This window comes from Desulfolithobacter sp. (genome assembly GCF_054025815.1).
On sequence record NZ_JBPMMS010000021.1, the window covers coordinates 51968 to 71470 of the forward strand.

A 19503-nucleotide genomic window follows, 5' to 3' on the forward strand; every position below is an offset into this window, starting at 1 on the left:
ACTTATTGACCTGCTGCCACGTTGAAATGTTTCCCCGGCAACCTGCCTCCATTGTTTTTTGTGAAATCCTGCCATCCTGGCCGGGATGATCTTGCCCTCATGCTCTGTAAGGGAGCAGCTCTGCATGAAGTCTATCATTGTCACGGTTTTATCATTTGTTCTGCCTCTTTTTCTCTGTACCCTGTCCGATGCGGTTGCGGGTGAGAAACCGGCTTCTTTACGGGTGGGGATTTACCAGAACCCACCCAAGCTCTATCTCGATGGCAACGGTGATCCGGCAGGATTTTTTCCGGCCGTTCTTGAGGATATCGCCCGCAGCGAAGGGTGGGATATTCAGTATATACCATGTGTCTGGGCCCAGTGTTTGCAAGAGTTGGAGAGGGGCTCTCTGGACCTGATGATGGATGTGGCCCATACTCCGGAACGGGCCCGCCGGTTTGATTTCAACCGGGAGGTGGTTCTTGGAAACTGGTCTGTTGTTTATGTACTGGATGGAACTGGTGTTCGTTCCATCCTTGATCTGGACCGGAAAAAGGTCGCGGTGGTCCGGGGGTCTTTTCAACAGAGTCGTCTCCAGGAAGATGCCGGGGCTTTTGGTATCAAACCGGTTTTTTTGGAGATGGACAGTATGATCGGCGTCTTTGCCGCTGTGGAAAATGGTGTTGCCGATGCCGGGGTGGTCAATAGGCTTTTTGGAGCCCAGCAGATGCGTAATTTCGGCCTTTGCGAGACCAGCGTCGTGCTCTATCCCTCTCGACTTATGTTTGCCGCTCCCAGAGGAGAAAACCGGCATATTCTTGATCGTATTGACACTCGTCTGGTCGAATTAAAGAAGGATCCTGGTTCCGTTTATTACCAGGCACTGGAAAAAATCATGGCGCCGGCCAAAAAGGTCTCCCGCTTCCTGTCGGGACTCACTGCGGCGCAGTTGTCCTGGCTGGCTGATCACCCTCAGATAACCATTGCCATAAACAAGGCCTGGCCTCCCATGGACTATGTGGACGGTCAGGGTGTTCCCCGGGGCGTGGGAGTGGATTTCATCGCTGCTCTGAACCGGCGCCTGGGCAATATCCTCAAAATCGTGCCGCTTTCCTGGGGGGAAATGTATAGCGCGGTCAGGGAAAAGCGGGTCGACGCCTTGATGGATATCACTCCGCGACCGGAGCGAGACCCCTATTTCAATTTTACCAGGCCTTACCTGGTGGTGCCCCAGGTTATCTTCGCCCCGTCCAACGGGCCTTATTACGACAAGCTTGCCGACCTGGATGGTCGTAGCGTGGCAGTGGAGCGTGATTTTTTTCTTGTCAGGATCCTGCGTGACAGTTGGCCGTCGATCAGGGTGCTGGAGTTCGGCTCCACCAGCGATGCCCTGGATGCAGTGATCAAGGGTGAGGCGGACGCCTTTGTAGGTAACCGGGCCGTGGCCATGTACATTATGGAGCGGGAGCTCATTGCCGGGCTCAGGGCCATGGGAAAGGTCGAAGAGGTGGCCTCGGTCAACGCCATTGGTGTCCGTAAGGACTGGCCTGTCCTGCGCGATATCCTTCAGGCCGCCCTTGATGACATGAATCGGGATGAAGTCAGCGGTATTCTGAGGAAATGGCTGGGTGGCGATTCTGAAGAGCCGGGCATAACCATTTCTTTTTCCGCCGGGGAAAAAGCCTGGATCCGGGAACACCCTGTCCTGCGCCTGGGATATGATGTCGCAAGACCTCCGGTGGAATATCTGGATGGCCAGGGCCGCTTTGTCGGTATTTCAGCGGATTTCATGACCCTGATCGGCGAAATTATCGGGGTCAGGATCGATCCGGCCCCGCCTGACAGCTGGTCCGCGACCATGGAAAAGATCAGGCAGGGTCAGCTCGATATCCTTTCGGCGGCAGCTCCGACACCGGGCAGAAAGAAATTTTTGCGCTTTACAGAACCCTATCTCCATTTTCCCATGGTTATCGTTACCGGCCGGGAAGCACCATATATCGGCAGACTCGATAATTTGCAGGGCCACAGGGTTGCGGTGGTCAGGAAGTACGTGAGCCATGAGATTCTTGCGACCAGCCATCCGCAACTGACCCTGCTTCCGGTCGATGATGTGCGGGCCGGGCTCCATGCCGTCTCCAGGGGGGCGGCCTATGCCTTTGTCGGCAATTTGGCTACTATCAGTCATGTTATCGGCCGCGAGGGGCTGGCCAATCTCAAGGTCTCCGGAGAAACACCTTACAGCTTTGATCTTTCTGTAGCGGTTCGCGGCGATGAGCCTGTGCTTGCTGGTCTCATGAGAAAGGCCGTGGCCGCCATTCCCGAAGAAAAGCGCAACGCCATCTATCAGCGCTGGATGGCGGTTACTTATGAGCGAAGGGTCGATTATACTCTTTTGTGGAAGATTGCCGCCGGTGCATTTCTGGTTGTTTTGGCGGTTTTTTTCTGGAATCGGCGGCTGGCCCGGGAAGTGTCTCTTCGACAGGTGGCTGAGCGGAAACTGATGGCGGCCAGAGACATAGCCGAGTCCGCCAGCAGGGTCAAGAGTGCATTCCTGGCAAGCATGTCGCATGAGTTGCGCACTCCACTTAACTCGATTATCGGTTTTACCGGTATTCTTCTTAAAGAGCTGGCCGGACCGCTCAACATGGAGCAGAAAAAACAGCTCAAAATGGTGCAGGGCAGCGCCCGACATCTTTTGCAGCTTATAAATGATGTGCTTGACATATCGAAGATTGAGGCTGGGGAGGTATCTCTTTCCATGAGTTCTTTCAGCTTGCGCGATCTGATCGGAGAGGTGGTTGAATCGCTCTTGCCCCTCGCGCGTCAGAAAGGGCTTTCCCTGGAGGTGGATATCGACTCCGGAATCGATCGGATAATCAGTGACAAGCGTCGGGTTCGTCAGGTGCTGATCAATCTGGTCAATAACGCAATCAAGTTCACTGACCACGGGAAGGTCCGCATCGACTGCGTCCGGCGCGGGAAGTGGGTTGATGTGATGGTAACCGACACTGGTATCGGTATCCGGGCAGAGGATCTCGAACAACTCTTTGTACCTTTTCAGCAGCTGGACGCCGGAATAACCCGCCAGTATGGAGGTACCGGACTGGGGTTGTCGATTTGCAAACGCGTTGTTGAAATGATTGGCGGTACAGTATCTGTGCAGAGCACGTACGGGCAGGGATCCAGGTTTACATTCACCATACCGCTGGCAGGAGAACATGGGCATGGGGCAGAAAAAAATTCTGGTCATCGAGGATAACGAGCAGAATCTCTACCTGGTCACTTTTCTGCTCGAAGCGGCTGGTTTTTCGGTTCTTCAGGCGCGTGACGGTCGTCAGGGTCTTGCGGTGGCGGTTGCCGAACATCCGGATCTTGTCCTCCTTGATATTCAGTTGCCGGAGATGGATGGTTATGAAGTGGCCCGGCGATTGAAACAGCAGTCGGCGACCGCGGCTATTCCCATCGTCGCCGTAACCTCCTACGCCATGGCCGGCGACCGGGAAGCAGTTCTGGCTGCCGGTTCGGAGGGCTATATCGAAAAACCTATTGATCCTGATACGTTTGTTGTACAGGTTCAGCAATATCTCACCTGACGGGAGGAAGCATGAATGAGCAGAATCCTCGTTGTTGAAGACCATTACGAAAGCCGCTACATGCTGGAGCGACTCCTTGTCGCCCGGGGTCACCAGGTTGTCTGTGCTGCAGACGGGGCCGAGGCTCTGGATCTGGCCCGGAGGGAAATGCCTGAGATGATCATTTCAGACATCATGATGCCGGGGATGAACGGATTCAGGTTGTGCCGGGAGGTAAAAAATGACCCCCGTCTCAGAGATGTTCCCTTTGTTTTTTATACGGCCACCTTTGTAGACAAGGAGGACGAGGAGCTGGCCATGAGTCTGGGAGCCTCCCGTTTCATCATCAAACCGGCAGAAGGTGAACGGTTTGTCGAGATGCTTGACGAGGTTCTGGAAGAGCAACGCCGGGGAGAGCTTGCGGTGCCGGTTGCGCCTCTGGAAGATGAAGAAACTCTTCTGCGCCTGTATGACAGCAGTGTAACCCGTAAACTTGCGGAGACTGTGGAAAAACTGCAGGAAGAACAGCGGGCTCTGGCAGAATCGGAGAGGCGGCTGAGGGAAGCCGAGGAGATTGCGGGTCTGGGGCACTGGGCACTTGACCTGGAGAGTAATGAAATGCGGTGGTCCGACGAGCTGTACCGGATTCTCGGCCTGGCCCCTCAGCTTGGTGATGCATCGCGCAGCGTTTTTTTCAGCCGTATTCATCCCCAGGATCGAGAACTGGTCGAGAACATGCACCGTAATTCACAGGAAAAAAAGACCCGTTACGAAATCGAGTATCGTCTCGTGCCAGGTGAAGGCCTTATCCGATGGGTTCATGAACGGGGGCAGACCATTTTCGATGACGAGGGGCGACCGATCTGCTCCATGGGTACGGTGCAGGACATCTCAGAGCGTAAACAGGCCGAGGAGGCCCTGGTCCGCAGCGAACAGAAGTACCGCTCTCTGTTTGATACGGCCCTGGACATGATCCACATCGTTGATCCACAGGGAGTGATACAGGATGTCAATCCGGTGGAGTTGACGACTTTGGGTTATGAGAGGGAAAACTATGTGGGGCGTGCCCTGGTGGAGATTCTCCATCCGCAGGAACGGGACCGGGTGGCGGCCATTTTTCGGGAGCTTCTTGAGGGCAGGGAGTCGGCCACCTATGAAACTGTCTATCTGAGCGCTGACGGAGATCATGTTTTTGTCGAGGTCAACACGGTTGTTCAGGTTGAAGATGGGCAGGTGGTCAATCTGCGCTCCATCAGCCGCAATATCACCAGGCGTAGACAACAGGAACAGCGGCAGAGAAAGTTGGAGGCGCAGCTGGCCCAGGCTCGGAAGTTGGAGGCCATTGGCACGCTTGCCGGTGGTATCGCTCATGATTTCAATAACATCCTTACGGCCATCCTTGGTTATGGCGAGATGGTTTTTCGTGAACTGCCGCCAGACAGCGAGGCCTGGCGGCAGCAGAGTATGGTCCTTGAGGCCGGTCACCGGGCCCGGAAACTTGTCCAGCAGATCCTGATGTTCAGCCGGCAGGGTGAAGAGGAAGTCTATCGTGTACGGCCTGATCAGGTCGTCAAAGAGGCTCTGAGGCTATTGCGGCTCTCTGTTCCGGACACGGTGCAGATTTGTGAAGACATCCGGAACTCCGGGATGATTCTGGCCGACACAACCCGGCTGCACCAGGTGGTTATGAATCTTTGTGTCAATGGAATCCAGGCTATGGCGGAGGGTGGAGGGCGGTTGAGTGTCTCTTTGAATCCGGTGGATGTGGAGGCCGCGGATGTTCCGGGTCTGTCCTCTGACCTGCCAACCGGGCATTTCGTTCGCCTGGAGGTTGGCGATACGGGATGCGGTATGGGGCGCGAAATCCGGGAAAAGATTTTTGATCCCTATTTTACCACCAGGCCGCAGGGAGAAGGGACCGGCCTGGGGCTGGCCATTGTGAACAGTGTAATTCAGTGCCTGGGCGGGCATCTGGTGGTGTACAGTGAAAAGGGTATCGGAACAGCTTTTCATGTTTATCTGCCCCGGGTGACCAGCACCAGGGAGAGTGGCATGCTTGCCGACGGGCTTTTTCAGTCAGGAGGCAGGGAGCGGGTGATGGTGGTCGATGACCAGCAGGAAATGGCCCTGATGACACAAAGAATGTTGGTGGAGCTTGGTTATGATGCCGCTGTCCACACCAGTCCGACCGAGGCCCTGGCAGCCGTTGCGGGTCATCCGGACCGGTATGATCTGCTGATCACCGACACCGCGATGCCGGTCATGAATGGTGCTGAGCTGGCCCGGAAGGTTCGCAGGTATAAAGCGGATATTCCGGTTCTCCTGGTGGCCGGCTTTGGTGATCCCGATATTCGTCAACAGGCCGTTGAGATCGGTAGAGCCTCCTGTATCTCGAAGCCTGTGATGTTTCGCGACCTGGCCCGGAAGATACAGGAACTCCTTGGTGCCGGTAAGGCCGCCTGATAACGGTCCGGTTTTGGAGCCTTCCCGGGGGCGATCAGCCTGGCGGCCAGTTCATGTCCCGGCCACCGAGGATATGCATGTGAATGTGGAAGACCGTCTGGCCGGCCTGTTCCCCGTTGTTGAAGACCACCCGGAAGTGGTCGATACCTTCTTTCCTGGCAACCTCGCTGCCGACCCGCATGAGCCTGCCGATCAGCTGTTCATCTTCCGCGGCCACATCCGCTGGTCCGCTGATATGTTTCTTGGGTATGACCAGGAAGTGGACCGGCGCCTGGGGCGCAATGTCGCGAAAGGCCAGGATTTCCTCGTCTTCATGGAGGATGTCGGCGGGAATGTCTCCTTTGATGATCTTGCAGAACAGGCAGTTGTCAGGCATACCATTTCCTCGTCAGCATTGGGTTGAACCGGGCATCCGGGCCGGGAGCCTGCCTGGTCCGGATGGATTATTATATCATGTGGCAATTATAAAAGATTTTGACGAGATAACCACATGATTTTTACTGGTCTGATGACAAAGCTCCCTGTGGTGCCCTCTGTCCCTCAGTTACGGACGGATTGCGGCCTGCGGGGCGGGCAAGGCCTGTTTTGTGGCCCTGGGCCTGATGCTGATACGCAGTATGCCCTCGGTAGCGGTGACAGCGGTGGGTTCCAGGGCAAGGGAGAGGAGCATTTCTCCTGTTGAGGTTGTAAAGGGTGTGATGGTGTTCAGGGGCAGGGGATAGGACCTGTTGCCCAGGGCGGCCAGCAGGGGAAACAGGGTCGTACCGGCGGAACCGCTTCGATCTTGGGGTGGCATCTTGAAGCGCGGCGTCAGGTAGAGGATTTTCTTTTCCGGGGCGAATTTGAGATCGAGGTCGCAGGAAACTCCCATGGTCAGGGTTCCCACCTTCAGGCGCACGGTCTGGCCGCCCACCCTGGTACGGATGCTGACATCGCGACCGGCGATCATGGTGTCCAGCGACAGGAAGTTGTCGTGGATCTGGAACCGGTCGATGGCGCGGATTTCTATTGATCCATCAAAAGAAACGTTTTCCGGCGTAAAAGAGAGCGGCAGCAGCGAGCGCAGGGTTTGGAGAATGGTGGCCTGAGGGATGGTGATGGTCATGGATTGCTGGCTGGCCGCGGCCGGCGGGCACGATATCACAAGGAAGATGGCCGGGAACAGAATAAAGATGCGCAAAAAGGACATGACAGGGTCCTGGAGTTTGTAGTTTTATGCCAATGATCTCTTCCCGGCAGGATAATGGAAAACCAAAAGGTGTGCAATTGGAGAGTTTGTCGGATAAAAGGGTGGTCCTGCGGGTGGCCTCGGAGTGCGCTCTGGAGGGAGCTCCGGAGGCCCTGACCCGACAGATTAAGAAGAATCTGACCATCAAAAATCCCAGGTATCTGGCCGCCCGGCGCTACTCGCGGTGGATCGGCCGGGATCTCAAGCCCGAGCTCTACTTTTTTCGGGAGGAGGACGACGCACTCTTCTTTCCAAGGGGCTATGGCAACCGGGCCGTGCAGCTCTGCCGACAGCTGATCGGACAGGCTCCGGAGATCATCGATCAACGCCGGCTGCTTGAGCCGCTGGACTTGGAATTTTCAGGCCTCCTCCGACCCTACCAGGAGCAGGCCGTGCAGGCGGTGGTCCAGCGCTCTTTTGGGGTGCTTGAGGCCGGCACCGGCTCAGGAAAAACCGTCATGGCCCTGGCCGTGGTTGCGGCAAGACAGCAGCCGACCATTATTCTGGTCCATTCCAAAGAGCTGCTCCACCAGTGGCGGGAACGGATTCGCACCTTCCTCGGCCTGGAACCTGGCCTGGCCGGGGACGGCCGGTTCGATCCCCGGCCGGTGACCGTGGCCATTGTCAATACGGCCCGCAGGCGGCTGCCGCAGCTCACTCCCCTTTTCGGCCAGCTTATTGTCGATGAATGTCATCGGGTGCCGGCCAGCCTGTTCACCGATGTGGTCAGTGGTTTTGACGCCCATTTCATGCTCGGGCTCTCGGCCACCGCCTTTCGCCGGGAAGACGGGATGACCCGGATGATCTACTGCTACATGGGCGATCGGGTCCATGCGGTGGACCCTGGTGTGCTTGCTGCCAGCGGTGCCGTGATCCGTCCCGAGCTCGTCCAGAAGGAAACCGGCTTCAGCTGCGGCTACCGCGGTGAGTATGCCAAACTGATCAAGGCGCTGGTGGCCGATGAACAGCGCAACGATCAGATAGCCGATGATATCGCCAGGCTGGTGCGGGACGGCCACCAGGGAACGGTGCTGGTGGTATCGGACAGGGTCGCTCACTGCGAGACCCTGCGCCGCAAGCTGTACCGCCGGAAAGTGGATGCGGCCCTGCTCACCGGCAGGGTTCCTCCGGAGCTGCGGGCCAGAATCGTCCGTGAGGTGCAGGAGGGTCAGGTGCCGGTGTTGATCTCCACGGTTCAGCTCATCGGCGAGGGGTTTGACTGTCCGGGTCTCTCCACCCTGGTCCTGGCCACACCCATCAAGTTCGAGGGACGGCTGTTGCAAGTGGTGGGGAGGATTATGCGTCCAGCAGAGGGCAAGAAGGCTCTGGTGATCGATTATGTGGATGTACAGGTTCCGACCCTTCGCCGCTCTGCCTCGGCCCGGACCGAGGTGTTTGCCCGCTGGTAGGTCGAACCCGTTCCACCATCAGGCAGGTCTGGTGGTAATCTCCTTGTCTTTTTGTTTTTTCTTGTGTACTATTTGTCGATTTATAGTTTGGTGCTCAAGCGCGAAGCCGTCTTCGCGCTTTTTCTGTTTTCAGGCTCCCGGATCGATGTGGAGCCGTTTTTGTAAGGATATTATGCAGCAGGACAAGATCAGAAACGTGGCCATCATTGCCCACGTCGACCATGGCAAGACAACCCTCGTGGATCAGCTTTTTCGCCAGAGCGGCATGTTTCGTGATAATCAGCAGGTGGCCGAGCGGCTCATGGATTCCATGGATCTGGAGCGCGAGCGCGGGATAACCATTGCCTCCAAAAATGGCTCGTACAAGTATGGCGGCTATCAGATAAACATCATCGATACCCCGGGCCATGCCGATTTCGGGGGCCAGGTGGAACGTGTCCTGCGCATGGCCGATGGGGCGCTCCTGCTGGTGGATGCCCAGGAAGGTCCCATGCCCCAGACCTTCTTCGTGGTCAAGAAAGCCCTGGCCGCCAACCTCCCTATCCTGGTGGTGGTCAACAAGATCGACAAGGACGCGGCCCGCTGTGAATGGTGTGTGGACCAGGTCTTTGATTTGCTCGGCCGTCTTGATGCTCCGGATGAAACCCTTGATTTTCCAGTGGTTTACGGCTCGGCAAAGGAGGGCTTCATGGTCGCGGATCCCGACGATCCCGTGGTGCCTGGCAAGGGGATGGAGCTGATCTCCGAAATGATCGTCAACCACGTGCCGCCGCCAGCCGGTGACCCGGAGGCGCCGCTGCAGCTCCAGATCAACACCATCGATTATTCGCCCTACCTGGGTCGGCTCGGTATCGGCAAGGTGGTCAACGGAACTCTGAATCTCAATGATTCGGTGGTGGTGGCCCGCCGTGACGGCTCGATCAAACCGGTACGGATTAACAAGATCTTCGGTTTTGCCGGCAACATGCAGGTGCCGCTGGAGCAGGCGGTTACCGGCAACATCGTGGCTGTGGCCGGCATGGATGATGTCACGGTCGGCGTGACCTTCACTGACCCGGACGATCCCCGTCCGCTGCCTCTGATCGAGATTGATCCGCCGACCATCTCCATGAACTTCATCCCCAATGATTCGCCTTTTGCCGGCCAGGATGGCAAATTCGTTACTTCGCGTCACCTGGAAGAGCGCTTGTCGCGGGAGATCCTTGCCGACGTGGCCCTGCAGGTGGAGCCGCTTACCGATGGGGTGGGTTTCCGGGTTTCAGGCCGGGGTGAGCTCCATCTCTCCATCCTGATCGAAAAGATGCGCCGGGAAGGCTACGAGTTCCAGGTCACCCGGCCCCATGTCATCATGCGGGAGGAGAACGGCAGGACCATGGAGCCCTACGAGGAGCTGACCGTGGACGTGGATGAGCAGTACCAGGGCGTGGTGATCGAGAAACTGGGCAAGCTGAAAGGGGTTCTTGAGGACATGCAGGTCGAAAACCAGATGACCCGCATGAAGTTCAAGGTGCCCACCCGCGGTCTTCTGGGTTACCGTTCCGAGTTCATGACCGATACCCGCGGCATGGGGGTGATGAACTACGTGTTCGCCGAATGGGGACCTTATGCCGGCGAGATCCAGAACCGAAGCAACGGGGTGATGATCGTCAAGGAGAACTGTACCAGCGTGGCCTATGCCCTGTTCAACCTCCAGGATCGGGGTGTCCTTTTTGTCGGTCCCGGTGAGGAGCTGTACAAGGGGCAGATCATTGGTGAGCATTGCCGGCCGGCCGACCTGGTGGTCAATCCGGCCAAGGGTAAGAAGCTGACCAATATGCGGGCTTCGGGTTCCGACGAAGCGGTGATCCTCACCCCGCCGCGGGAAATGAGTCTGGAAGACTGTATCGCCTACATCAACGATGATGAACTTGTCGAGATTACGCCGAAAGTCATAAGGCTGCGTAAAAGCAGGGATGCTAAAATCCGGGCGTGACCCGGGCGTTTTGTCAGTTTGGGCCTGTGGACAGCCCTGGCGGACAGGAATGACAATTTCAGAGACAACCTCATATAAAAAAAATCGTGTTCTAGCGCATATACTATGAAAGATCTGATCCTGGTCGGAATTGCCCTGCTGGCTGGAATTGGGGCCCTGGTTCTGTTTCTGCGACGCTCGGGTGACGACTGCGCCCCCTGACTGCTGATGTATGGCTCCATAGGTGTGGGGCTGGCGGTCTATATCGTGCTCAAGGCGCTTTTGTAACAGTCGCAGGCCGTTGAAAAACCGGTGTGCTTTAAATTGTTTTTCAAAAGTCTGGCGGGATAGGACGGTGACGGAATGGGGGTACTGTTGCTTCAGTACCGGTTGCTGAAGTAATCGCTGAGAATCAGGCCGTGGTCAAAGACCAGGTCCGGTAATTGGTCGCGGGTGAATATTTTTGCTTGCCGGGCATCGTCCCCGCCCCGGGGGGTGCCGTTGGCCGTGGCGATGAAAACCGTGGAGACCGTGTGCTGTCGCGGATCCCGTTTCGGGTCCGAATAGGTGTGGAACTGGCGAACCAGGACCACATCCAGTCCGGTTTCCTCTTTTGCCTCGCGGATGGCCGCCTCTTCAAAAGACTCCCCGTAGTCGACAAATCCTCCGGGCAGGGCCCAGCCAAAAGGTGGATTTTTTCGCTCGATCAGGGCAATACCTTTCCCGGTTTCGATGATAATATCCACCGTGGGCACCGGATTTCTGTAGACGGGTATTTCAGCCCCGCATCGGGGGCATTTTACGGCAGACACAGGCTTCTGATCTCCTCCCAGCTCGATACGGTGGACAGTTGGTGCTTCCCTTTGTTCCAGGGCTGGGAAAAGACGATGGGGGTAATGCCGTATTTCGGCAGTTGCAGACAGGTCTCGGCCCGGTCGTCGATGAACCACTCCAGGCCCCGGCCCTTGATGTGTCGTGGCTTGTCGTCATGGGCGCCCATGGCGATAATGTGAATTCGCGGCAGGGTCGAGGGCGGCAGAATCGTGGCCAGCCATTCACGGACCGGTTCGGGTTGGGGTCGTGCCGTGACCAGGGTGAGTGGTGCTGTTTCGCTCAGCTCTCCCAGGACCTCCACTGATCCGGGCATGGGCTTGAGACCGATACCCACCGAGTCCTGCAGGATTTTCATGAATATAGCCTGGATTGCCGAAGGATCCATGGCCAGGCACTCCTCTACCTCGAAGCTGGTGATATCCTCGAGCCGGATATCGCACCGGCCATACTCCTCGCAAGCCAGCCTGAGAAATGCTTCGGCTGTATCCGCCACCACCCCGTCAAAATCAAAGCCAAGCCGGGCCGGATCTATAGTCCCGCTAACCATTCCGGGAGCTGCTGTCCTGTTCATCGTACATGGCCTCCAGGCGCCGAACGCGCTGGACAAGATTCTCATTCACCGGGGTTGGGATGCCGAGTTTTTTCCCCAGGGCAACCACGGCCCCGTTGATGGCTCCAATCTCGGTGGGTTTTTTGTTCCGGACATCCTGGAGCATGGAAGAGACGTTATGCCGGGTCTGGCGGCAGACCTGGAAAACCGACCGCACGGGATCGGTTTCCACCTCGATTCCCAGGGCTCTGGCCACAGACACTGCTTCGGCCACGGCCTTTTTCATGGGTTCGCGCAAGGAGCAGGAAGTCAGAAGCTGGCCGTTTGTCCGGTTGTAGATGGCACTGAGCGCGTTGATGCCCACATTGATGAAAAGCTTGTGCCAGATATATTTTTCCGGATTATCCGTGCAGCGGCTCTGGAAGCCGGCCTCCTCGAACATTCTGGCCAGCGAGCGAAGTCTCCCGGTGGCTTCGGGGGTCGACTGGTCAAGCAATCCGAAACGGGTGAGGCCGCTGCCACCGTGGCGTACCCGGCCTTCCCCCTCCAGGGTCGCCCCTTCCGAGGTGATCCCGACCGCCGCTATCCCTCGGCTCTGCCGGAGAATATCCGGGTGGAGGATACCATTCTGCATACCGATGACCAGGGTGTCCGGGGTGATCATCGGGCTGGCATGATCCAGGCATGCCCGAAGGGTGGCTGTCTTGGTGCAGCAGATCAGAATGTCACAGGCAGAAATGTCTGCAGGACGGGCTGTGACTTTCACAGGAACCGACACGGAACGAACATTTTCCTTGAGCAGGATACCGGCCCGGTTTAAGCGCTCTGCTCGGTCCGGCCTGTAATCAAGGAGCCAGAGCCTTGTCGGGCTCTGGCTCACCCGGGTTTGAAGAAAGAGAGTGACACGGGCCGTCAGAAGGGAACCAAGGGCTCCTGGCCCGGCAATCACTATTGTCATGGTTGTCTATTTTATGGTCGCGTCTTCGATAATCGCCTTGTACATGTATCCGGCCCCGAAATCACGGTCAGCGTGCAGGGTGCCCTCGGCCTCGATCACGGAACCGATGGCCGGATCCGCCTGGGTTGTGAGCACCAGGTCATGGCTGTTTTCCAGTGGCGAGCCGCTGCCGTCCTGGATGTGGACCCAGTTTTTGCCCATAATTGCCCGGGAGACCTTCATGACCTTGCCCCGGACCTTGACCTGCTTGTTGTTGAGTTCCTTTGCCTTGGCGAAAATTTCACCCACTGTGTAGGCGTTGTCGCCTTTGGCCTTTTCCACCTTGATATCAGCCGATGGGACCACGGCCCCGCTGGCCCCGGGAGAAGCTGCCATGGCTGCCGCGTCCATGGTCAGGTCACCACCGATCCCCATGTTTGCGTGGGGATTTGCCATTCCGGTCTCGGCCTGGAGAGCAGCGGCAAAGGAGTTGTCATCTCCGCCGGTACCTCCCATCATGGAGGCGCCTCCACCCATCTGGTGTGGATCGGAGGCCATGCCTCCCTCGCCGATACCGGAAGAAAAGACAATGGTTTCAAACGTGCGGCCCAGGGTTTTGGACTCAAAGTTGGCCATAACCATACCTGGCATGGCCGTGATTTCTTTGCCCACTTCGACCTTGGCCTGGGGAACAGCGACCCATATTTTTCCCTGGCTCGTCTCAAGGTTGATATAGGTGTAGCCGGCGGCGTTCATCGCTTCCAGGACTTTACCCTTGATGGGTTTGCCATCCAGGCCCATTTCCGGTGCAGGGACATTATTTTCTCCTGTCGTGGCTGCGTCAAAGGCAAAAGCCGGGGTGGCAAGAAAAGCAAACAGGATGGCCCCGCATAAAAACCTATGAGGATACTTCATTGATTTCTCCATTATGTTAGAACGAATGAGAGTTTCTTCCGAGTTGGAAGCGCTGTGCAGCAACAACGTCTGTTGCATGGTTACAGTTTCTACATATACGATTTCACGTCATCCCTGTCAACCATCACGGTGAGGGTTGTGACAGATACCGGTAATGGGCGGCAATTTCCCGGGCCCAGATCCGGTAACCTCGCGTGGACAGGTGGACTCCGTCGTCCAGAAAACACGGTTTGGTGATGGGCAGGCAGTACTGCGTAAACGGTTCGACCAGGTCGAGAAAATGACAACCAGCCTCCCGGCATATGGATTCCAGTGCCTGGTTGACCATGACAATGTCGTCCCTGGCGGGACAGGAGAGGGCCATGGGCAGCATGGAGGTCAGGGTCAGTTTCGTTTCCGGGCAGAGATTCTGTATTCTGGGCAACATGCTGCGGTAGATTGCGGGAAAGTAGTGGTTGCCCTGGAGCAGGTTGTTGGTTCCGCACATGATGAGGATTGCGTCGGCTTCCACGCTGGTAACCTCGTTTCCTATGCGGACGGAAAGATCTTCCACAGTCTCGCCGGCAAGGCCGCGATTGACAACATTGACCTCTGGCAACAGCGCTGGCCAGTCGCCAAATTCTATCAGGGAATCACCGATAAGTAGCAAAGTATCCATAAACGTCTCCTGGGTAATGCTGGCTGAGGTGTCGGACAGGTTAACGCCCACCATGTCTTGATTGAAGGACCACACAGCCCATGGGCGCGACCCTGGCCCTGGTGCCGGGCAGGACAACCGGGGCCAGGTCTGGTTTGAGTATATGGCTGGTGGAGCGGCTGTCGGCGGTGTCTATGATTTTGTGCCAGACCCGCCCGATTCTGGGTTCGGGAGGGGGCGGGACCAGAAAGTGCTCGAAGGTGGTCCGGTGGCCGTTGAGCATGACAAAGAAATCGTCATCACCTTCTTGAGGCAAAGTGGCGCCGTTTAAAGTAAATGCGAGGATCCTGGCCTGTTCGGACCAGTCCTGCATGCCCGGTTCTCTGGCCTGCCAGATAATTTCCTCGACCTGGGGTGGATGATCGGGGTCACTGCCGGGCACGAAGAAATCGTCTCTCCGGAAGATAGGGTGGGCTTTTCGCAAGGCAATGAGGTCTTGGAAAAATCGGTGCATGGACTGATTTTTTTTCTTCAGTCCCCAGTCGATCCAGGATATTTCGTTGTCCTGGCACCAGGCATTGTTGTTGCCGCGCTGGGTCCTGCAGAATTCGTCCCCGGCCACCAGCATGGGTACCCCCTGGGAGAGAAAGAGGATCACCGCCATGGTGCGGATGCGCCGGCGCCGCAGTTCGTTGATCGTCGGGTCACCTGTCTCGCCCTCGACGCCGGAGTTCCAGCTTATGTTGTTGTTCTCCCCGTCCCGGTTGTCCTCGCCGTTCATCCTGTTGTGTTTTTTGTCGTAGCTCACCAGATCCCAGAGGGTGAATCCGTCGTGGCTGGTAATGAAGTTGATGGAGTTGCATGGTCTCCGGTCGCTGTGCTGGTAGAGGTCCGAACTGCCGGCGATGCGGGTGGCCAGATGGGGCACCGAGCCGGGCAGGCCGCACATGAAGGCCCGGACATCGTCCCTGAAGCGGCCGTTCCATTCAGCCCAGCGCGGGTGGGTGGAAAAGCTGCCCACCTGGTAGAGCCCGGCTGCGTCCCAGGCCTCGGCAATGATCTTGGTATCGGCGAGAACCGGATCCTCGGCGATCATTTCCACCACCGGTGGGTTGGCCAGCACCTGGCCCTGCTGGTCTCGGCCCAGGATCGAGGCCAGGTCGAACCGGAAACCGTCCACGTGCATCTCCACCACCCACCAGTGCAGGGAATCCATGATCAGGCTCCGGACAACGGGGTGGTTGCAGTTACAGGTGTTGCCGCAGCCGGAAAAGTTGAGATAAGCCCTGGTCCATGGGTCGAGCAGGTAATAGATGGTGTTGTCGATACCTTTGAAATGCAAGGTCGGCCCCTGGGCTCCGCCTTCGGCTGTGTGGTTGTAGACCATGTCGAGAATCACCTCGATTCCGGCCCGGTGCAGGGTCTTGACCATGTCCCGGAATTCATCGAGGACCCGGGCGGGATCACTGGCATAGCCGCTTTTGGGAGCGAAAAAGGAGAGAGGGTTGTAGCCCCAGAAGTCCTTGAGCTGTTCTCCCGTATCCGGATTGCGGAAAATGCACTGGTTCTCGTCAAACTCAGTGACCGGCATGAGTTCCACTGCCGTGATTCCCAGCTCGCGAAGGTAGTCACTTTGCTCGGCCACCCCGCGAAATGTGCCGGGATGAGCCACTCCGGAGGAGGGGTGGCGAGTGAAGCCGCGGACATGCATTTCATAGATAATGGTATCTTTGAGCGGTCTGGCCAGTGGCCGGTCGCCTTCCCAGTCATAGCAGGTATCCGGGACCAGGCTGCAGGGGGTCTGGCCCAGACAGAAACGTTGTTTGCCCCAGGATGCCGGACGGATGGCCCGGGCGTACGGGTCCAGGAGGACCAGCCGGTCATCGAACCGGTGGCCGCTGCCATCTGGATCGTAAGGACCTGAGAGCCGGAAACCATAGAAAAAGCTCTCTGGAAGCTCCTGGAGTAAAATGTGCCATACATCTCCGGTCTTGTTGATTTTTGGGTCAAGTGGGACTTCTGTGCGCAGGAGGCCGGCTGTGGTTTCCTGTTCAACGATAAGGGAAACCTGTTCTGCATGGCGGGAAAACAGGGCGAAGTTGATTCCGTACGGCAGGCGGGAAGCTCCCAGGGGCATCGGAAGCCCGGGTTGGGCCGCAAGGCTGTTTTTCATCTTGACTTGATAATGGTTATTATTATATACTTATTGCATGGAGTAAGAGAATCAGGTACTACCTTACCCGGTTTCGTATCCCGGCGCCATGTCAGTCGTGGCGGCAACGGGGGAGCCACCATAACCATGTGGAGGAATTATGGGATTTTTCAAAAAAATCGGCCTGTCCGATCATCCGACCATTGACTGGGAAATGACCCCTGAATACACCTTTGGAACTTTTGAGAGCTGGGGTGGCAAGGAGCGGGTTCGCAGCAAACGTGAACGGATCTATTATTTTTTTATTGACAACTGGGGCGAGAGGCCCAGGCTTTGTCTTATGGAGCGCGGCATCCGCCATGCCCGGGTGGTGGCTGAGATCCAGGCCCCCCGTGACATGGTTCAGCACTGTGTGGACAGTCAGGGCAAGGTGGCACTTTTTGAGCGCAGTTTTGGTATTAGCGATCAGCTCAGAAAGTGGCTTGAGGAAAACATCATTAAGACCGGTGATGTCTCCCGGGTTGTGGTTCTCGAAGAGGAAAAAGGCGAGGTGCTTGGTGATGCCCGTCTGCCTTCCCGCCGGGATCCACTTCCGGAAGGACTGCGTTGTGTGGAACTGCCGTCCCAGCCCTGCGAGCTGAGCGAGGAGGACGTGAGCAGTCTTGTCAGGGCCCATGATTTTGTCGATACGGACCGCAATCCCGAGGGGAATTTTGTCAGCTACCTTGTGGATAATCATGATCATCTCACGGTATCCGACCGGGTGACCGGGCTCATGTGGATGCGCACCGGGATCGATATCATGAGCCACCGGATGATGAAAAAAGAGATCGAGCGCATCAACCGGGAGGAGTTTGCCGGCTTTTCCGACTGGCGCCTGCCCACCATGGCTGAGGCCATGTCGCTGATGCAGCGGGAAAAAAGTGAACGCGACCAGTTTCTGCATCCCTGTTTCTCCGCCGAACAGCCCTTTATTTTTGTTGCTGCCACCCGCAGTCCTGGAGGGTACTGGTTTGTGGACTATAAGCAGGGGAGAGCCTTCTGGTCCTCGGGAACCATCCCTGGTGGTTTCGGGCGTCTGTGCCGGACGGAAAAAAGCGGCTGCCCGGCGAGAAAGCAGTTGAAGTATTGATTACCAAATTGTAAATATAACGAGGTGGCAATACGATATGAACTGAATTGGAGCATGGTCCAGTGAAACATCGCATACTGGTTGTTGATGACGAGGAACAGATACGTTTGATGCTCAGGCAGATGCTTGAGCAGGAGGGGTATGAGGTGCATACCGCGGAAAACGGGGAGCAGGGTATGGATCTGGTCTGTCGTTATTCCTTTGATCTGGTGATCACGGACATGATTATGCCGGTGAAAGACGGGCTCAAGTTCATCATGGAGCTGGTGCGGGATTATCCGGATCTCAGGATCCTGGCCATCTCCGGTGGCGGGGCCATCAAGGCGGAACGGTATTTGACCATGGCCGGCTATCTGGGCGATATCGCCACCCTGGAGAAACCGTTCAAGCGTGAGACCCTGCTGGACATGGTACGGGAGCAGCTCGCCAAGGTATAGGGCGGCCTTGAGGTGCCATCCTCTTTTCAGTTTGTTGTTCAGGGAAAGGGCAGGCGATTTTGCTTGTCCTTTTTTGTTTGATGAGCTTTCTGCGGATCCATGTTCAGTTGAGCGTGGCCTCTTTTTTCTGTTTCTTTTCGGTCTCGGCCCGGACCAGCTGGAGCTGCTGTTTGCGTTTAAATCCGTATTCCACCAGCCGTTTAAGGTCATCCCACATGGTTTCGCTGCCCATGATGGCAACGATTATGGAGTCGCTGCCGCGGGTAAACATGCCCACGTACGTCTGACGGGCTGCATTGGTATAGCCGGTCTTCCCGCCTACCGCTCCTTTGATCCGCCACAGGGCCTTGTTATGGTTTGTCAGCACCTGGCCGTATGAAGTCCGCACTTTGGTCCGGTTGATCCGGCTGGCAAATTCTTCATCCTGCATCACGTGGCGAAAAAGCTGAGCCAGGTCCCGGGCCGTGGATTGCTGTCCCCTGGCGGTCAGTCCAGTGGCGGTCCGACAGATCGTATTTTTGGCTCCCCACAGCCGGGCCCTCAGCGTCATCATTTCGGCGAATTCTTTTTCGCTGCCGGCAATGTTTTCGGCCAGGGCCACACTGGCATCGTTTGCCGAGGCCAGCAGCACCGCATCGATAAGGTCAGAGGCTTGATAGGTTTTGCGCGGATCAAGGTATATTTTGGATCGGGGCATGCGTGCGGCCTGTTGGCTGACCTTGATTGATTGTTTATTTTTGAGTGATTTCAAGGCGATCATGCCAGTGATGATTTTTATGGTCGAGGCCGGCTGCCTGGGCACATCGGCGTTTTTGGCAAAAATGGTGTCCCCGGTTCTGGCGTCGATGACAATGGCACTGCGGGCACTGATTTTTTTTCTGATACTTGGGATATAACCCCTGACAGCTTTTCCGACCCTGGCCTTTACCGGCCTGATGTCGCCCTTTTTGCCCAGGGTGATGATTTGAGTGGTTGGTGTTGATGTGCTTTTGCCGGGCGAGCGCTTGGCGGTCGCTGGTTTTTGTTTTGCAGTGGCGGTGAGGACAGGGATTTGCGCCCCATGGCTCACCGGTTTAACAGGGGAGAACAGGAAACAGATAATGAAAAAAAAGAAAAAGGTGACCTGGAGGCGGTTCATTGAAGATATGCTGATTTAGGTAAGAAGTATCCCTGAGTATCCGGGAATTGTTATATGGAGAAGAGGTCGCTGTCAAGGGTTTTGCCCTGGTTTGGAACAGTTTTGGTTTCCATGAGTCCCATTACAGTTTGACATTGCGCCTGTTTCAGGTAATATCCTGAGGGTTTAC

Annotated in this window: 16 protein-coding genes; 7 read left to right on the forward strand and 9 right to left on the reverse strand. The window is 56.6% G+C overall.

From position 1 onward, the window contains the following. Positions 1-124: 124 nt before the first annotated feature. Genes ACXJJY_RS06040 through ACXJJY_RS06050 form a run of 3 tightly spaced genes read left to right on the forward strand, consistent with a single transcriptional unit; the run spans position 125 to position 6014 of the window. Positions 125-3238, forward strand: coding sequence for a transporter substrate-binding domain-containing protein (locus ACXJJY_RS06040; protein WP_456385993.1), 3114 nt, complete (start codon positions 125-127; stop codon positions 3236-3238). Further along, the gene (locus tag ACXJJY_RS06045) at positions 3204-3572 is read left to right on the forward strand and encodes a response regulator (RefSeq protein WP_456385995.1); all 369 of its coding nucleotides are present in this window, start codon (positions 3204-3206) and stop codon (positions 3570-3572) included. Before ACXJJY_RS06040 ends, ACXJJY_RS06045 begins: the two co-directional genes overlap by 35 nt. 15 nt (positions 3573-3587) lie before the next feature. Continuing rightward, on the forward strand, positions 3588-6014 hold the full coding sequence (locus ACXJJY_RS06050) for a hybrid sensor histidine kinase/response regulator (protein ID WP_456385997.1): 2427 nt from the start codon (positions 3588-3590) through the stop codon (positions 6012-6014). A gap of 34 nt (positions 6015-6048) precedes the next feature. Here the strand turns inward: ACXJJY_RS06050 and ACXJJY_RS06055 are convergent, their stop codons facing one another. Together ACXJJY_RS06055 and ACXJJY_RS06060 are read right to left on the reverse strand one after the other, a co-directional pair. Continuing rightward, complete coding sequence (locus tag ACXJJY_RS06055; RefSeq protein WP_456385999.1) at positions 6049-6390, reverse strand: histidine triad nucleotide-binding protein; 342 nt, start codon at positions 6388-6390, stop codon at positions 6049-6051. A gap of 168 nt (positions 6391-6558) precedes the next feature. Beyond that, positions 6559-7203: a hypothetical protein gene (locus tag ACXJJY_RS06060; RefSeq protein ID WP_456386001.1), complete on the reverse strand. Its 645-nt coding sequence runs from the start codon at positions 7201-7203 to the stop codon at positions 6559-6561. A 71-nt stretch (positions 7204-7274) separates the two neighbouring features. Between ACXJJY_RS06060 and ACXJJY_RS06065 the strand changes: the two genes are divergently transcribed. Together ACXJJY_RS06065 and typA are read left to right on the forward strand one after the other, a co-directional pair. Continuing rightward, complete coding sequence (locus ACXJJY_RS06065; RefSeq protein WP_456386003.1) at positions 7275-8651, forward strand: DEAD/DEAH box helicase; 1377 nt, start codon at positions 7275-7277, stop codon at positions 8649-8651. 172 nt (positions 8652-8823) lie between these two features. Continuing rightward, the gene (gene typA / locus ACXJJY_RS06070; protein WP_456386005.1) at positions 8824-10623 is read left to right on the forward strand and encodes a translational GTPase TypA; all 1800 of its coding nucleotides are present in this window, start codon (positions 8824-8826) and stop codon (positions 10621-10623) included. A gap of 359 nt (positions 10624-10982) precedes the next feature. Here the strand turns inward: typA and ACXJJY_RS06075 are convergent, their stop codons facing one another. The 6 genes from ACXJJY_RS06075 to glgX form a co-directional block, all read right to left on the reverse strand. Next, a complete protein-coding gene (locus ACXJJY_RS06075) occupies positions 10983-11414 on the reverse strand; it encodes an NUDIX domain-containing protein (RefSeq protein WP_456386007.1) in 432 nt (143 codons plus the stop codon). Then, entirely contained in the window at positions 11402-12007 is a 606-nt protein-coding gene (locus tag ACXJJY_RS06080) for a 5' nucleotidase, NT5C type (RefSeq protein ID WP_456386009.1), read from the reverse strand. Before ACXJJY_RS06080 ends, ACXJJY_RS06075 begins: the two co-directional genes overlap by 13 nt. Next, on the reverse strand, positions 11976-12944 hold the full coding sequence (locus ACXJJY_RS06085) for a ketopantoate reductase family protein (RefSeq protein ID WP_456386011.1): 969 nt from the start codon (positions 12942-12944) through the stop codon (positions 11976-11978). The genes ACXJJY_RS06080 and ACXJJY_RS06085 overlap by 32 nt, the downstream gene beginning before the upstream one ends. Positions 12945-12950: 6 nt before the next feature. Next, positions 12951-13838 carry a DNA-binding protein gene (locus tag ACXJJY_RS06090; RefSeq protein WP_456386013.1) on the reverse strand — a complete coding sequence of 296 codons (888 nt, stop codon included), beginning with the start codon at positions 13836-13838 and terminating at the stop codon, positions 12951-12953. 124 nt (positions 13839-13962) lie between these two features. Further along, on the reverse strand, positions 13963-14496 hold the full coding sequence (locus ACXJJY_RS06095) for a GDSL-type esterase/lipase family protein (RefSeq protein WP_456386015.1): 534 nt from the start codon (positions 14494-14496) through the stop codon (positions 13963-13965). Between the two features lie 40 nt (positions 14497-14536). Beyond that, positions 14537-16648, reverse strand: coding sequence for a glycogen debranching protein GlgX (glgX, locus tag ACXJJY_RS06100; protein ID WP_456386017.1), 2112 nt, complete (start codon positions 16646-16648; stop codon positions 14537-14539). A gap of 139 nt (positions 16649-16787) precedes the next feature. On the opposite strand from glgX, the gene ACXJJY_RS06105 reads away from it, so the two are divergent. Both ACXJJY_RS06105 and ACXJJY_RS06110 read left to right on the forward strand, forming a co-directional pair. Further along, entirely contained in the window at positions 16788-17759 is a 972-nt protein-coding gene (locus ACXJJY_RS06105) for an Lcl C-terminal domain-containing protein (protein WP_456386019.1), read from the forward strand. A gap of 62 nt (positions 17760-17821) precedes the next feature. Beyond that, positions 17822-18196 (forward strand): response regulator, encoded by a 375-nt coding sequence (locus ACXJJY_RS06110; RefSeq protein WP_456386021.1) that lies wholly within the window; start codon positions 17822-17824, stop codon positions 18194-18196. A gap of 103 nt (positions 18197-18299) precedes the next feature. Here the strand turns inward: ACXJJY_RS06110 and ACXJJY_RS06115 are convergent, their stop codons facing one another. After that, on the reverse strand, positions 18300-19334 hold the full coding sequence (locus ACXJJY_RS06115) for a D-alanyl-D-alanine carboxypeptidase family protein (protein ID WP_456386023.1): 1035 nt from the start codon (positions 19332-19334) through the stop codon (positions 18300-18302). Positions 19335-19503 lie beyond the last annotated feature (169 nt).

Coding starts and splice junctions, on each gene's coding strand:
- ACXJJY_RS06115 (WP_456386023.1), bottom strand. CDS start 19,334: ATGAACCGCCTCCAGGTCACCTTTTTCTTTTTTTTCATTATCTGTTTC.
- ACXJJY_RS06080 (WP_456386009.1), bottom strand. CDS start 12,007: ATGAACAGGACAGCAGCTCCCGGAATGGTTAGCGGGACTATAGATCCG.
- ACXJJY_RS06040 (WP_456385993.1), top strand. CDS start 125: ATGAAGTCTATCATTGTCACGGTTTTATCATTTGTTCTGCCTCTTTTT.
- ACXJJY_RS06085 (WP_456386011.1), bottom strand. CDS start 12,944: ATGACAATAGTGATTGCCGGGCCAGGAGCCCTTGGTTCCCTTCTGACG.
- typA (WP_456386005.1), top strand. CDS start 8,824: ATGCAGCAGGACAAGATCAGAAACGTGGCCATCATTGCCCACGTCGAC.
- ACXJJY_RS06050 (WP_456385997.1), top strand. CDS start 3,588: ATGAGCAGAATCCTCGTTGTTGAAGACCATTACGAAAGCCGCTACATG.
- ACXJJY_RS06045 (WP_456385995.1), top strand. CDS start 3,204: ATGGGGCAGAAAAAAATTCTGGTCATCGAGGATAACGAGCAGAATCTC.
- ACXJJY_RS06105 (WP_456386019.1), top strand. CDS start 16,788: ATGGGATTTTTCAAAAAAATCGGCCTGTCCGATCATCCGACCATTGAC.
- glgX (WP_456386017.1), bottom strand. CDS start 16,648: ATGAAAAACAGCCTTGCGGCCCAACCCGGGCTTCCGATGCCCCTGGGA.
- ACXJJY_RS06060 (WP_456386001.1), bottom strand. CDS start 7,203: ATGTCCTTTTTGCGCATCTTTATTCTGTTCCCGGCCATCTTCCTTGTG.
- ACXJJY_RS06095 (WP_456386015.1), bottom strand. CDS start 14,496: ATGGATACTTTGCTACTTATCGGTGATTCCCTGATAGAATTTGGCGAC.
- ACXJJY_RS06090 (WP_456386013.1), bottom strand. CDS start 13,838: ATGAAGTATCCTCATAGGTTTTTATGCGGGGCCATCCTGTTTGCTTTT.
- ACXJJY_RS06055 (WP_456385999.1), bottom strand. CDS start 6,390: ATGCCTGACAACTGCCTGTTCTGCAAGATCATCAAAGGAGACATTCCC.